We start from the raw sequence: 12,658 nt of genomic DNA, 5'->3' as shown, positions 1-12,658 counted from the left end.
GCGGCCGCCGCCGTACCGGCCGCCGCCTGCCTGGCGGCGACGGCCGACTCCGCGCCCGCGCTCACCGGAGCGCTGGCCGGGGCGTGCGGCGGGTTCGGGGCGATCCCGCCCGAATGGATCGCGCCGGCCCGCACGCTCGCCGGATGCTGCCTGCCGGAACTGGCAGGCCGCGACCTGATGGATCTCACGGAAGGACTCACATGACGCCGCTCGAGCACTCGCTCGCCGACCCACTCGCCGACAAGGCCACCGGTTGCGTGGCGGGAGCGGCGGTGGGCGACGCGCTGGGCGGCGCCACCGAAGGCTGGACCCCCGAGCAGATCGTCGAGAGGTACGGCGGCCCCGTGCACGGCATCGTGGGCCCCTACTACGCCGACTGGCGCAACGCCCGGCCCATCGCCCCCTACCACAAGGGCGACGGCCACATCACCGACGACACCCTCATGACCCACGCGCTCATCCGCGTCTACCAGAAGGCCGGCGCCCACCTGGACGCCTACGCCATGGCCGAGCACCTCGTGCCGGAGATGATGGGCGAGCGCCGCTGGATCCCCGAACTGGAGGCCGAGGCGCTGCCGCTGCAGCGGGTCTTCCTCGCCGAGAAGTGGATCGTGGCCCGGCTCCACTACGGGCACGTCGATCCGCGCGAGGCCGGGGTCGGCAACATCGTCAACTGCGGCGCCGCCATGTACGTCGCCCCGGTCGGCATCGTCAACGCGGGCGACCCGGACGCCGCCTACGCCGAGGCCGTCGACCTGGCCGGGGCCCACCAGTCCAGCTACGGCCGTGAGGCGGCGGGCGTGCTGGCCGCCGCCGTCGCCGAGGCGATGCGGCCCGGCGCGACCGTGGACGGCGTCGTCGGCGCCGCCCTGCGCCTGGCCAAGGACGGCACCAGGGCCGCCATCGACGCAGTCTGCTCGGCCGCCGGCGGCCTCGGGCACTGGGACGGCTCCTTCGAGCGGCTGCGGGCCGCCATGCGCCCGTTCGACACGGTCGCCGACACCTACCGCGACCAGGGGCTGGGGGCGCGGCGGCCGAGCCGTACGCACAGCATCGAGGAACTGCCGCTGGCCCTCGCCTTCCTCGTGATCGCCAAGGGCGACTACCGGGACACCGTGCTCGGCGGCGTCAACTACGGGCGCGACGCCGACTCGATCGCCTCCATGGGCGGCGCGGTCGCGGGCGCGCTCGGCGGCCTGTCCTCGGTGCCCGCCGAGTGGGTGGAGCGGGTCGGGGATGCCAGCCGTACCGACATCGTGGGGCCGGGCCGCGACATCGCCGACGTGGCGCGGCGGGTGCGCGCCGACGACCTGGAGCGCAGGCGGGCGGCGGACGCCGCCTTCGCCGAACTGGTCGCGCGATGATCCGTCTCACCTGGGTGCAGCCGGAGGACCTGGTCGGGCACGAGCTGCGCCAGGCCGACGAGGACGGCAGGGCGCGGGCGCACCCGGCGCGGATCCGGGAGATCTCCGAGCGCTGGCACGCGGCGGGCGGCCATGACGCGCCGCCGCGCGCCGGAGCCTCCGAACCCGGCGCGGCGCGGCTGCGCGGGCCGGCGGAGGAACTGCTGGACGAGCTGGCCGAGCTGGCGTCGCCGCTGGAGGAGCCGTCGGAGCTGGGCGAGATCAGGGCCGCCTGCCCCGGCTGGCCCGCCCCGGCCCGCCACCGGGCGGACCCGGCCCGGGTGCTCGGCGCCTGGCAGGGGCGGGCCGCCGGGTGCGTGCTCGGCAAGCCCGTGGAGAAGATCCCGCGCGAGGGCATCAGGGAGATCGCCGAGGCCACGGGCAACTGGCCCATCCGGGGCTGGTTCACCGCGCAGGGGCTGCCCGCCGAGGTGGCCGGGCGCTGGCCGTGGAACCGGCGCAGCGCGGTCAACTCGCTGGCCGAGAACATCGACGGCATCCCCGAGGACGACGACCTCAACTACCCGCTGCTGGCCCTCAGCGTCCTCGAACGGCACGGCCGCGCCTTCACCACCGAGGACGTGGCCAAGGTCTGGCTGGACGAGCTGCCCGCCGGCCGGACGTTCACCGCCGAGCGGGTCGCCTACCGCAACCTCCTCGACGGCGTCGAACCGCCCGGGACGGCGGTGCGCCGCAACCCGTTCCGCGAGTGGATCGGCGCGTTCATCCGCGCCGACGTCTACGGCTGGGTCAATCCGGGCGACCCGGGCACGGCGGCCGAGTACGCCTGGCGCGACGCCCGGCTGACCCACACGGCCAACGGCGTGTACGGGGCCATGTTCGCCGCCGCCATGTGCGCGAGCTCATTGGTCGCGGGCAGCGCGGAGGAGGCGGTCGCGGCGGGCCTGTCGGTCGTGCCCGAGCGCTCGCGGCTGCACGAGGCCGTACGGCTGGCGGTCGCCGACGCCCGCGAGCACGACGACTTCGAGCGCGTCGTCGACGCCCTGTATGCCCGCCACGGCGCCCTGCACTGGGTGCACACGATCAACAACGCCGCTCTGGCCGCCGCCGCCCTCGTGCACGGCGGCGGCGACTTCACCGCGAGCGTCGCCGGCGCCGTCGCGGGCGGCTGGGACACCGACTCGGCCGCCGCCACGGTCGGTTCGGTCGCGGGCGCACTCGGCGCGGGCGTGCCCGAACGGTGGCTCATGCGCGACAGCCTGTCCAGCAGCCTGACCGGTTTCGACGGGGTGAGTCTGCGCGAGCTGGCCGGGCGGACACAGGAGATGATGGGATCATGATCTCCGTCTTCGGCAGCGCCAACATGGACCTGGTCGCCTACGTCGCCAAGGCGCCCAGACTCGGCGAGACCGTGACCGGGCACGCCTTCCGCACGGTCCCCGGCGGCAAGGGCGCCAACCAGGCCGTCGCCGCCGCCCGCGCCGGAGCCCGGACGGTCTTCCTCGGCGCCGTCGGCGACGACGGGTTCGGCGCCGAGATCCGGGCCACGCTCGCGGGAGCCGGTGTGGACGTGGCCGGGCTGCGCACCGTGCCGGGCCCGAGCGGCATCGCGCACATCGTGGTCGACGACGACGGCGGCAACTCCATCGTGGTCGTCCCCGGCGCCAACGGCGCGATGACCGGTCCTTCCGGCGCCGACCTGGCGGCCATCGCCCGCTCGCGGGCGCTGCTGCTGCAGCTCGAACTGCCCATGCCCGCCGTGGTCGCGGCCGCCCAGGCCGCCCGGGTGTCGCGCGTGCCGGTGATCCTCACGCCCGCGCCCGCCCGGCCGCTGCCGGACGAGCTGCTGGAGGCGGTCACCCTGCTGGTGCCGAACGAGCACGAGGCCGCCGGGATCACCGGCGAGTCCGACCCGGAGGCGGCGCTGGCGGCGCTGCTCGAACGGGTGCCGGAGGCGGTGATCACCCTCGGCGGCGAGGGCGCCCTGTACGGTGCCCGTACGGGTGAGCGGCTGCACGTGCCCGCCGAACCCGTGCAGGCCGTGGACACGACGGCGGCCGGCGACACCTTCGCCGGGGCGCTGGCCGTCGCCCGGATCGAGGGGCTGGCGCCCGAGCGGGCCCTTCGCTTCGCGTCGGTCGCCGCCGCGCTGTCGGTGCGGCGGCCGGGCGCGAGCAGCTCGATGCCGACCCGCGACGAGATCGACGCCGCCCTCGGCTGAGGCTTTCCGCTGGACGGCCGTACCGCTTCAGGCGGCGGCTCCTGGGTAGGTCGCACAGCATGTACGAGATCGCCAGCCGGGTCCTCACCCTGGGCACCGACCCGCCGCGTGAGGTCACGGTCACGGTCGGGCTGCCGTACGAGGAGCCCACGGGCGAGTGGTCGTGCCCGTACCGCATCGACGGCCTCGACGGCTGGGAGCACGAGCGCAAGGTCACCGGCTCCGACTCGCTGCAGGTGGTCGAGGAGGTGCTCGCGGTCCTGCGCACGGCGGTGGCGAGTTCGCCCGAGGCCCGTTCCGGCCTGCTGTTCTGGGACGACGACTGGTCCGGCCCCCGTACCGTCTACGTGCGGGTCGACCACGAGCTCAACGCCGCCTACATCGCGATGAAACGGGAGATCGTCCCCGGCGACGCGGCCAGGCAGGAGGTGGTCGGCGACGTGGTCCTCGACTTCACCGACGCCGGCGAACTCCTCGGCGTCGAACTGCTCGACGCCGACACCCGCCTGCCCGGCGAGATGCGGGTGTGAGCCTGGGGGCGGGCGAGCACGCAGTGCCGGACCGGCGCTGTGTAGGGTCGGGAACCGTGAGGGAAGTCCGGGTATTGGTGGGTCCGGGCGTGATCGCAGATCGCGCCCTGTTGTCAGAGGTGGCCGAGCACGAGTTCGGCGCGCTCGGCGTCCCGGGGACCGTCGTCCACGTGGCCGACGCCCGCGCGCTCGGGGAGGCGATCGGCGACGGCGTCTGCGTCGTCGCCGTCCCGGGCCCGCAGCCCGAGGTGCGTGCCCTCATGGCCGAGGAGCACGGCCCGGTGGTGTGGCTCGATCTGGCCCGCGACGACGGCATCAGCCCCGGCGTGGGCGCCACCCACCTGCACGGGCGCGGCATCGCGGGCCTCACCTGGGCGATCAGGCACGCCCTGCACCGTCTCGACCACCCGAGCCGCCGCATCCCCTACGGCAGGGAATCCGACCAGTGGGGTGATCTGTACCTCCCCGACGAGGCCGGGCCGCTGCCGGTGATCGCGCTTGTGCACGGCGGCTACTGGCGCTCCGTCTGGGCGGCGGACCTCATGGAGGCCCTCGCCGCCGACCTGGTGGGCCGCGGCTTCGCGGTGTGGAACCTCGAATACCGCCGCCCCGACCTGCACGGCTGGGACGCCACGGTCGCCGACCTGGCCTCGGGCCTGGCCGCGCTGGCCGGTGCGGAGGCCCCGCTCGACCTCGACCGGGTGGCCGTGGCCGGGCACTCGGCGGGCGGGCAGCTCGCGCTGCGCGCCGCCGCCGACGGAGCGCGCGTGGCCCTGGCCGTCTCGCTCGCGGGCGTGGCCGACCTGGCCGAAGGCGATCGCCGCTGGCTCAGCTCCGGCGCCGTCGCCGCCGCGCTCGGCGGGCCCGAGGCGTACACACCCGGCGTGTACGGCGCCGCCAGCCCGCTGGCCCGCCTGCCGCTGAAGGTCCGCCAGCTGATCGTCCAGGGTTCCGGCGACGACCTGGACCTGGTCGACTTCTCCCGCAGGTACGCCAGAGCGGCGGCGGCGTCCGGAGACGTCGTGACCTACCTGGAGATGTCGGGCGACCATTTCGCGGTCATCGACCCCGCCACCCCCATCTGGCGCACGACGGCGGTGGCGATCTCCGACGCCCTGCGCTGACGGGCGCTCGAACGCTCAGACGTCCGCGGAGCGGAGCGTGGCCAGTACGGTGCGGGCCTGATAGTCGGCGCCGGCCTGGTTCGGGTGGAAGGGGACCGCGGGCCCCAGCGGGTCGGTGGACAGCGGCAGGAGCCCGACGATCCACCGCTTGCTCGACGGCTGGCACACGTCGTGCCCCTTGCTGGGGGTGTAGGTGTCGACGAACGTGGCGCCCGTCGCCCTCGCCGCCCTGGCCAGCGCCGCGTTGAGCTCACGCAGCTTGGCCGACAGGTAGCGCATGTCGACGTCGGTGACCGGGACGTACGGGTAGCAGCCGCCGTCCTCGGGCAGCCCGGCGAAGTAGTCGACGAGCATGATGTGCGCCCGGGGCGAGCGCTGCCTGATGCCCTTGACGGCCGCGACCACCTTGGCCTCGGTGGCGCGGATGTCGCGCGACATCGTGTCGACGCCGTTCTTCACCCATCTGTCGCGGCACGGCGACCCGAACGGCGCGGGCAGCGACGCCGCCGGGGCGAACGACAGCCTCGGCAGCAGGCTGATGCAGTGGCGGACGGCGCCGGCCAGGCCGATGTCGTTGCCGCCGATGCCGAGCGTGACCAGGTCGGTGGTGCGCCGCAGCCGGTCGAACTGGGGCGCGTTGACGCCGCCGATCAGCCCTTTGACCCGGTTGACGTCCTGTTTGGCGGTCAGGTGCGCGGTGGTCGCTCCCGCGCAGGTGGCGTCTCTGAACGTGGTGACGCGCAGGGCCTTGGCCACCTGTTTGGGGTAGTTGCGCGAGCTCTGCACGCATCCGCTGGGCACGTGTTCGGTGGTCATGTCGACGAGCGAGGCGTCGGCGCTCCAGGAGTCGCCCAGCGCGACGTACTCGCGCACACGTTCGGCGGGAGAGACGATCAGCCCGGCCGCGAGGATCAGGGGAACCAGCACCCGACCATTGTGTCGTCACATTGAGTGAATGTCTCGTCACTCTATGGATAGAGCTGCGAACCGGGCCGTGACCTCCCGCCAGATCGGCGTCGAGACCGGCTCGTCGGCCATCGCGCGCGCGTGCAGCTCGTCGGGGTCGAAGCCGTCGACCTCCCACTCCAGGACGCGCTCCGGCAGTACCTCGGGGTGGAACTGCACGCCCCACGCCCGGCCGCCCACGCGGAAAGCCTGGTACGGGCACCGCTCGGTCTCGGCCAGCCACACCGCGCCGGGCGGCAGCTCGGTGACCGCGTCCACGTGGTGCTCGATCGCGGGGACCACCTCGGGCAGCCCGTGGAAGAGCGCGTCGTCGGCCGCCTCCGCGCGGATCGTGACCGGCGTGCTGCCGTTCTCCGGCATCCCGGTGTCGGCCGTGACCACCCCTCCGGCCACGTGCGCGAGCACCTGGCCGCCCAGGCAGACACCGAAGTACGGCACCTGCCGTTCGATAGCCTGGAGCGTCAGCTTCCGCGTGTCGGCCAGCCACGGCGCCCGGTCGTCCTCGTCGGGCAGGTAGCCGCCGCCCATGACCACCAGGGCGCGGTGGCCGTCGAGCGTGGCGGGCAGCCGCTCGCCCTCATGGCACCGGACGACGTCGAGCCGCAGCCCCGCCTCCTCAAGCCAGCCGCCGAACCGCCGCGGCCCGCCGGTGCGGCTGTTCTGCACGATGAGGACCGTTCCCGGCATCCACTGCCTCTTTCCCTGTCGTAAGTGTGCTCAGTCGCGGTGCATGGGCCGCGTGACGTCCTCCTGCCCGCCGGTCGCGGGCGGCCCCGAGGGGCGAGGGGGCTGCGGCTGGAACATCGAACCCTGCGGAGGCTGCTGCTGTCGCGGTGGCGGGGGGCCGTAACCGGGAGGCGGCGGGTACGGCGCGGCGTGCCTGGCCGGTCGCGGCGAGCGCCATCGCGACGGGAACGCCGACGCGACCAGCAGCGTGGCGCCCAGCAGGAGCAGCATCCCGCTGTAGGCCACCGTCGAGTAGCCTCGGGCGATGTCGACGGGCAGTGCGTTGAGCGGTACCAGCGCCGTCTTCAGCGAGAACTCCAGCACCGGGATCAGGCCCAGCAGCGTGTAACCGAGCCCGGCGATGAGCGAGGCGACCGGCGAGATCCGGGAGCTGAACAGGAAAGCCAGCGGGACCGCTGTCAGAATGATGAGCAGGGCGGGCAGCAGCGGCGGGGTGTACTCCCTGTAGGAGGAGGTGAAGCCCCCGGCGCCGAACATCAGGCCGACGGTGACCAGGGTGGGCAACAGGATTCCCAAGAGGGCCCCGAGCGCATGACGTGCACCGTTTGACATGACTCACTCCCTTTCGGCTCTGGGACAACCTACCTTGTCGCCATCCGCGATCCCAGATGCCCCCGATTCTGTCGGTGCCGACCGCCATGATCTCGCCCATGAGCCCCCTTGAGCAGATCCTGACCGCACCACGGCCCAGCCGTCCCGCGCGGCTGTTCGACGCGCACGCGGACTGGGACGCCCGGCAGGTGGCCGAGGTGTTCGGCGCGTTGTCCGGATGGGAGTTCCGCTGGCGCGACGAGTCCTGGCTGGGGCCGCTGGTCGAGCACGCTCACGGGTTCACCGGCGAAGACCGGGAGGCGGTGTGGCGGGCGGCGCGGCCGCTCGTCGAGGCGATCGAGGGCACCGGTTTCGACGCGGTCGAGTGCCGCAGGCTGCAGCGGCGGCTGGCCGAGTTGCGCCCGGCGGGGCCGGGGCTGCCCGTCGAGGCCGACGAGTGGGGCAAAGCCGTGCGCCGTGCGCTGGGGCCGACCCCGCCGCCGCACCTCACGGCCCTGGTCGAGCAGTTGTGCGGGTTGAGCGGGCCGCGCCCCCAGCAGCGCTGGCGCACCGGCGTCCTCCGGCTCTGCGAGCGGGAGGACGCCCGTGCGCTCGTCGCGGCGGCGCTCGCGGCCTTCGCCCACGACACCTCACACGCCTTCCGGCCGGGCTCCTTCGTGGTCTGCGAGGCCAACGTCGACGTCGCCAAGGGCTTCGCGTGGGCGGCGGCGCTGCTCGGCCTGCCGGGCGTGGTGCCCGCGCTCGCCTCGGTCGCCGCCCGCACCTCCGGCCAGGCACGCGGGCGCTGGCAGCAGGAGCGGCTGTGCGGCGGGGTGATCAACGCGCTGGGCGCCCTCGACGACCCGGCCGCGATCGACGCGCTGACGGTGATGCGGCGCGAGATCCGGGCGCTGGCGCTGCTCAAACAGGTGGCGGCGGCGCTCGCGGGCCGCCAGGGGCACACCCCACCCCCTGCCGGCCCTCGGCATGGTTGACGGGCGGCGTCGCGGCGGGGTGGGGAGCGGGGGAGGGGCGTGGCCCTGGAAGGCCGGCAAGGCACGGCGGCGGGTGGGGGTGGAAGGGCTTTGCCGTGGCGACTGAAAGGGAGCGCTCGAAGAGCGCGACCGGTCACTCGTCCGCGAGGGCGGCCAGTCGCTCGGCGAACGGCACGAACGCGGGCTCCGACGCCGGTTTGCGGTCGCGGACGAGCGCGGCGAGTTCCTCGGCCGCGCGGTCGGTCCGCTCGCTCAGCCCGTCCTCCGTTCCCCAGTCCTCCGACGCCGCGTACACGGCGGTCGGGACCACGATCGCGCGCAGGTAGGAGAACATCGGCCGCAGTGCGTGCTCCAGCGCCAGCGAGTGCCGCGCGGTCCCCCCGGTCGCCGCGATCAGCACCGGCTTGCCCGCCAGCGCGTCCGGGTCGAGCACGTCGAAGAACGACTTGAACAGCCCGCTGTAGGACGCCGTGAAGATCGGCGTGACCGCGATCAGCCCGTCGGCCGAGGCGACCGCGTCCAGCGCCTCGCGCAGCGTCCGGCCGGGGAACCCGGTGACGAACGCGTGCGCGATCTCGGTGGCCAGCTCCCGCAGCTCGACCACCTCGACCTCGGCCCCCTCCAGCCGCCCGGCGACGGCCGCCGCCAGGCGGTCGGCCAGCAGCCGGGTGGACGAGGGCCGGGTGAGCCCGGCGGTGACGGCGACGATCCTCATGAGGACACCTCCAGGGTGGGACGGCCGTGCGCCGGGGTCTCCGGCACCTCGGCGGGGCGGCCGACGGCGAACTCCTTGCGCAGCACCGGCACGACCTCCTCGCCGAGGATGTCGAGCTGCTCCAGCACGGTCTTGAGCGGCAGCCCGGCGTGGTCGAGGAGGAACAACTGCCGCTGGTAGTCGCCGAACGTGTCGCGGAACGACAGGGTCCGCTCGATGACCTGCTGCGGGCTGCCGACGGTGAGCGGCGTCTCGGCGGTGAACTCCTCCAGGGAGGGGCCGTGGCCGTACACGGGCGCGTTGTCGAAGTAGGGACGGAACTCCCGGACGGCGTCCTGCGAGCGCGCCCGCATGAACACCTGCCCGCCGAGTCCGACGATGGCCTGCTCGGGGGTGCCGTGCCCGTAGTGGGCGTACCTCTGCCGGTACAGGTCGATCAGGCGCTGGAAGTGCTCCTTCGGCCAGAAGATGTTGTTGGCGAAGAAGCCGTCGCCGTAGTACGCGGCCTGCTCGGCGATCTCCGGCGAGCGGATGGAGCCGTGCCACACGAACGGCGGCAGCCCGTCGAGGGGGCGCGGCGTCGAGGTGAACCCCTGGAGCGGGGTCCGGAAGCGGCCCTTCCAGTCGACGACGTCCTCGCGCCAGAGCCGGTGCAGCAGCGCGTAGTTCTCGATCGCGAGCGGGATGCCGTCGCGGATGTCCTGCCCGAACCACGGGTAGACGGGGCCGGTGTTGCCGCGTCCCATCATGAGGTCCACCCGGCCGTCCGCCAGGTGCTGGAGCATCGCGTAGTCTTCAGCGATCTTGACGGGGTCGTTGGTGGTGATGAGCGTCGTGGACGTCGACAGGACGAGCCTGGAGGTCCGCGCGGCGATGTAGCCGAGCAGGGTGGTCGGCGAGGACGGCACGAACGGCGGGTTGTGGTGCTCGCCGGTGGCGAACACGTCGAGGCCGACCTCCTCGGCCTTCAGGGCGATGGCGACCATGGCCTTGACGCGCTCGTGCTCGCTGGGTGTCGTGCCCGTGGTGGGATCGGTGGTGACGTCCCCCACGGTGAAGATGCCGAACTGCATTTTCATCACCAATCTTGACTGTTGAACTTTCAACATGGCCTGTAGCGCATCCGCGTCCGCCGATATTCCCGCACCCGGCACAATCGGTGCCATGCGCATCGATCTGCACAGCCACAGCGACGCCTCGGACGGCACCCTCCCACCCGGGCAGGTCGTCGCGCGAGCGGTCGCGGCGGGCCTCGACGTGCTGGCGCTGACCGACCACGACACCGTCGCCGGCCACGCCGCCGCCGCCGAGGCCGCGGGCGACACCCTCACCCTGATCCCCGGCATGGAGCTGTCGTGCCGCCGCGACGGGCGCAGCGTGCACTTGCTCGCCTACGTGTTCGACCCCGCCGACCCGGCACTGGCCCGCGAGTGCGAACTGATCAGACAGGGCCGCGAGGGCCGGGCGGAGGCCATGGTGGCCCGCCTCGCCGGCCTCGGCGTCCCCATCACCATGGAACAGGTGCGCGCCGTCGCGGGCGGCGGCGTCGTCGGGCGGCCCCACCTCGCCCGCGTTCTCGCCGACCTCGGCGTCGTCGCCGACCCCGCGCAGGCGTTCACCCCCGAATGGCTCGGCGTCGGCGGGCGCGCGCACGTCACCCGGTACGCCCCCGACCCCACGGACGCCGTCGCCCTCGTCCGCGCCGCCGGAGGCGTGTCCGTCCTCGCCCACCCGAAGGCGGTCCGGCGCGGCGGGGAACTGCCCGACGCCCTGCTGGCCGAACTCGCCGGCGCCGGACTGAACGGCGTCGAGATCGACCACCCCGACCACGACCCGGCGGCCAGAGCCCGCCTGCGGGGCCTGGCCGCCGACCTCGGCCTGGTCGCGACCGGCTCCAGCGACGACCACGGCGACCTCACCGGCCACCGGCTCGGCTGCGAGACGACCGCGCCCTCGGCGTACGAGGCGCTGATGGCTCAGGGCCGCACCGCGCGCACATAGTGCAGCCACCCGAGTTCCCCGGTCTCCACGACGGAGAAGCCGGCGGCGGGCACCAGGTCGTCGAGCAGCCGGGCCGGGTCCTGCCGCAGCGCGGGCCCGCCCAGCGTGCGGGCCGCCCGGAGCAGCAGCGGGTTCACCGGCGGGCGCAGGTCGGCGGCCAGCAGCCGCCCGCCCGGCCGCAGCACGCGGAACATCTCCCGCACGGCCTCGCCCCGCCCCTCCTCCGGCACGTGGTGCAGCGCCAGCGTGCAGGTGACCACGTCGAACGAGCCGTCGGCGAACTGCGGCGCTCCCGCCTCCCCGACCACGTACGAGCAGTTGAGCGGAGCCAGCCGCAGCGCGTGCTCCACCATCGCCGGTGACGGGTCCAGTCCGGTGGCGTGTCCCTCCGGCCCGACGACCGGCGACAGGATCCGGGTGAGGTAGCCGGTGCCGCAGCCGACGTCCAGCACCCGGCTGCCCGGCCGGGCGCCCGACAACCGCGCCAGGCCGGTGAAGATCTCCCGCCGTCGCCCCAGGAACAGCAGCGAGCAGCAGAAGTCGTACGCGCGCGGGTGCGTCAGCGGCGCCCCCTCGTGCGGATGATGGTGTTTGAGCAGCTTCATCTGCCGTACATGCCCCCATTCGGCGATCCCTACGATGATCGACATGGATCTGTCCTCCCCCCAGGCCGTCACCGCCGCGCCCCGCGAGCGGGTCCGCCGCATCCTGGAGACTCCGGCGGTGCAGCGGTCGATCATCACGGTGATCTTGATCAACGCCGTCACCATCGGCCTGGAGACGAGCGCCGAGCTCATGGCGGCCGTCGGCGGGCTGCTGCACCTCGTGGACCGCGTCGCCCTGACGGTCTTCGTGGTCGAACTGGCCGCCCGCGTGTACGCCTACCGGAACGAGTTCGCCAAGGACCCGTGGAACTGGTTCGACACACTGATCGTCGGCATCGCTCTCGTGCCCGCCACCGGCGCCCTGTCGGTGCTGCGCTCGCTGCGGATCCTGCGGGCCCTGCGCCTGGTGTCGGCCGTACCCAGCATGCGTAGGGTCGTCACCGCCCTGCTCACCGCCGTACCCGGCATGGCCTCCATTCTCGGCCTGCTCCTCCTGCTCGTGTACATCGCCGCGGTGATCGCCACCGGCCTGTTCGGCGACGTCGTGCCCGACCGCTTCGACGACCTGCCGCGCTCGCTGTTCACCCTCTTCCAGATCATGACCGGCGACGACTGGGGCAACGTCGCCCAGAGCGTGATGGAGCACAAGCCGTGGGCCTGGGTGTTCTTCATCATCTACATCCTCATGTCCACCTTCGTCGCCCTGAACCTGTTCATCGCCGTCGTGGTCAACGCCATGCACGACACAGAGGCGTCGGCCGCCGAGGCCCGTACCCAGGCCGAACTCGCCCGGGTCAGGTCCGACCTCGCCGCGCTGCACGCCAAGCTCGACCGCCTCGTGGAGGACTCCCGCTAGCTC

At 73.6% G+C, this 12,658-nt stretch carries 14 protein-coding genes and 1 pseudogene; 9 read left to right on the top strand and 6 right to left on the bottom strand.

The window, feature by feature from the left end:
- The 6 genes and pseudogenes from ABD120_RS19050 to ABD120_RS19025 form a co-directional block, all read left to right on the top strand.
- Positions 1–204 (top strand): annotated as a pseudogene (locus tag ABD120_RS19050) (ADP-ribosylglycohydrolase family protein); the annotation flags it as partial.
- Positions 201–1,364, top strand: a complete 1,164-nt coding sequence (locus ABD120_RS19045) for an ADP-ribosylglycohydrolase family protein (RefSeq protein WP_343951273.1) — start codon at positions 201–203, stop codon at positions 1,362–1,364. The pseudogene ABD120_RS19050 and the gene ABD120_RS19045, both read left to right, overlap by 4 nt.
- Positions 1,361–2,704: an ADP-ribosylglycohydrolase family protein gene (locus ABD120_RS19040; protein ID WP_343951272.1), complete on the top strand. Its 1,344-nt coding sequence runs from the start codon at positions 1,361–1,363 to the stop codon at positions 2,702–2,704. The genes ABD120_RS19045 and ABD120_RS19040 overlap by 4 nt, the downstream gene beginning before the upstream one ends.
- A complete protein-coding gene (locus ABD120_RS19035) occupies positions 2,701–3,585 on the top strand; it encodes a ribokinase (protein ID WP_343951271.1) in 885 nt (294 codons plus the stop codon). The genes ABD120_RS19040 and ABD120_RS19035 overlap by 4 nt, the downstream gene beginning before the upstream one ends.
- 59 nt (positions 3,586–3,644) lie before the next feature.
- Positions 3,645–4,115 carry a DUF6968 family protein gene (locus ABD120_RS19030; protein ID WP_343951270.1) on the top strand — a complete coding sequence of 157 codons (471 nt, stop codon included), beginning with the start codon at positions 3,645–3,647 and terminating at the stop codon, positions 4,113–4,115.
- An 89-nt stretch (positions 4,116–4,204) separates the two neighbouring features.
- Positions 4,205–5,239: an alpha/beta hydrolase family protein gene (locus tag ABD120_RS19025; RefSeq protein WP_343951269.1), complete on the top strand. Its 1,035-nt coding sequence runs from the start codon at positions 4,205–4,207 to the stop codon at positions 5,237–5,239.
- A gap of 15 nt (positions 5,240–5,254) precedes the next feature.
- Here the strand turns inward: ABD120_RS19025 and ABD120_RS19020 are convergent, their stop codons facing one another.
- From ABD120_RS19020 to ABD120_RS19010, 3 genes are read right to left on the bottom strand one after another with little or no spacing between them, the layout of a single operon-like run.
- On the bottom strand, positions 5,255–6,166 hold the full coding sequence (locus ABD120_RS19020; protein WP_343951268.1) for an SGNH/GDSL hydrolase family protein: 912 nt from the start codon (positions 6,164–6,166) through the stop codon (positions 5,255–5,257).
- Between the two features lie 36 nt (positions 6,167–6,202).
- Positions 6,203–6,892: a type 1 glutamine amidotransferase gene (locus tag ABD120_RS19015; protein ID WP_343951267.1), complete on the bottom strand. Its 690-nt coding sequence runs from the start codon at positions 6,890–6,892 to the stop codon at positions 6,203–6,205.
- A gap of 30 nt (positions 6,893–6,922) precedes the next feature.
- Entirely contained in the window at positions 6,923–7,468 is a 546-nt protein-coding gene (locus ABD120_RS19010; protein WP_343951266.1) for a hypothetical protein, read from the bottom strand.
- A 134-nt stretch (positions 7,469–7,602) separates the two neighbouring features.
- Between ABD120_RS19010 and ABD120_RS19005 the strand changes: the two genes are divergently transcribed.
- A complete protein-coding gene (locus ABD120_RS19005; RefSeq protein ID WP_343951265.1) occupies positions 7,603–8,478 on the top strand; it encodes a hypothetical protein in 876 nt (291 codons plus the stop codon).
- A 133-nt stretch (positions 8,479–8,611) separates the two neighbouring features.
- On the opposite strand, the gene ABD120_RS19000 is transcribed toward ABD120_RS19005, so the two are convergent.
- Both ABD120_RS19000 and ABD120_RS18995 read right to left on the bottom strand, forming a co-directional pair.
- Positions 8,612–9,193 (bottom strand): FMN reductase, encoded by a 582-nt coding sequence (locus tag ABD120_RS19000; protein WP_343951264.1) that lies wholly within the window; start codon positions 9,191–9,193, stop codon positions 8,612–8,614.
- Positions 9,190–10,266 (bottom strand): LLM class flavin-dependent oxidoreductase, encoded by a 1,077-nt coding sequence (locus ABD120_RS18995; protein WP_343951263.1) that lies wholly within the window; start codon positions 10,264–10,266, stop codon positions 9,190–9,192. The genes ABD120_RS19000 and ABD120_RS18995 overlap by 4 nt, the downstream gene beginning before the upstream one ends.
- A 91-nt stretch (positions 10,267–10,357) precedes the next feature.
- Here ABD120_RS18995 and ABD120_RS18990 point away from each other — a divergent pair, with 91 nt between their 5' ends.
- Positions 10,358–11,194 (top strand): PHP domain-containing protein, encoded by an 837-nt coding sequence (locus ABD120_RS18990; RefSeq protein ID WP_343951262.1) that lies wholly within the window; start codon positions 10,358–10,360, stop codon positions 11,192–11,194.
- On the opposite strand, the gene ABD120_RS18985 is transcribed toward ABD120_RS18990, so the two are convergent.
- Positions 11,170–11,844: a class I SAM-dependent methyltransferase gene (locus tag ABD120_RS18985; RefSeq protein WP_343951261.1), complete on the bottom strand. Its 675-nt coding sequence runs from the start codon at positions 11,842–11,844 to the stop codon at positions 11,170–11,172. The genes ABD120_RS18990 and ABD120_RS18985 overlap by 25 nt on opposite strands.
- On the opposite strand from ABD120_RS18985, the gene ABD120_RS18980 reads away from it, so the two are divergent.
- Positions 11,843–12,655, top strand: coding sequence for an ion transporter (locus ABD120_RS18980; protein ID WP_343951260.1), 813 nt, complete (start codon positions 11,843–11,845; stop codon positions 12,653–12,655). The genes ABD120_RS18985 and ABD120_RS18980 overlap by 2 nt on opposite strands.
- The last annotated feature ends 3 nt before the right edge of the window (positions 12,656–12,658 follow it).

The sequence above is a fragment of the Nonomuraea longicatena genome (assembly GCF_039525605.1).
In the GTDB taxonomy this organism is placed as follows: Bacteria; Actinomycetota; Actinomycetes; order Streptosporangiales; family Streptosporangiaceae; genus Nonomuraea; species Nonomuraea longicatena.
Note: the sequence above shows the minus strand (reverse complement) of the source record. Positions and strands in the feature narration are given on the sequence as shown.

Excerpts from the sequence above, each read along its gene's own strand:
- ABD120_RS19045 (WP_343951273.1), top strand. The coding sequence starts at position 201 with ATGACGCCGCTCGAGCACTCGCTCGCCGACCCACTCGCCGACAAGGCC.
- ABD120_RS19040 (WP_343951272.1), top strand. The coding sequence starts at position 1,361 with ATGATCCGTCTCACCTGGGTGCAGCCGGAGGACCTGGTCGGGCACGAG.
- ABD120_RS19035 (WP_343951271.1), top strand. The coding sequence starts at position 2,701 with ATGATCTCCGTCTTCGGCAGCGCCAACATGGACCTGGTCGCCTACGTC.
- ABD120_RS19030 (WP_343951270.1), top strand. The coding sequence starts at position 3,645 with ATGTACGAGATCGCCAGCCGGGTCCTCACCCTGGGCACCGACCCGCCG.
- ABD120_RS19015 (WP_343951267.1), bottom strand. The coding sequence starts at position 6,892 with ATGCCGGGAACGGTCCTCATCGTGCAGAACAGCCGCACCGGCGGGCCG.
- ABD120_RS19005 (WP_343951265.1), top strand. The coding sequence starts at position 7,603 with ATGAGCCCCCTTGAGCAGATCCTGACCGCACCACGGCCCAGCCGTCCC.
- ABD120_RS19000 (WP_343951264.1), bottom strand. The coding sequence starts at position 9,193 with ATGAGGATCGTCGCCGTCACCGCCGGGCTCACCCGGCCCTCGTCCACC.
- ABD120_RS18995 (WP_343951263.1), bottom strand. The coding sequence starts at position 10,266 with ATGCAGTTCGGCATCTTCACCGTGGGGGACGTCACCACCGATCCCACC.
- ABD120_RS18990 (WP_343951262.1), top strand. The coding sequence starts at position 10,358 with ATGCGCATCGATCTGCACAGCCACAGCGACGCCTCGGACGGCACCCTC.
- ABD120_RS18980 (WP_343951260.1), top strand. The coding sequence starts at position 11,843 with ATGGATCTGTCCTCCCCCCAGGCCGTCACCGCCGCGCCCCGCGAGCGG.
- ABD120_RS18985 (WP_343951261.1), bottom strand. The coding sequence starts at position 11,844 with ATGTCGATCATCGTAGGGATCGCCGAATGGGGGCATGTACGGCAGATG.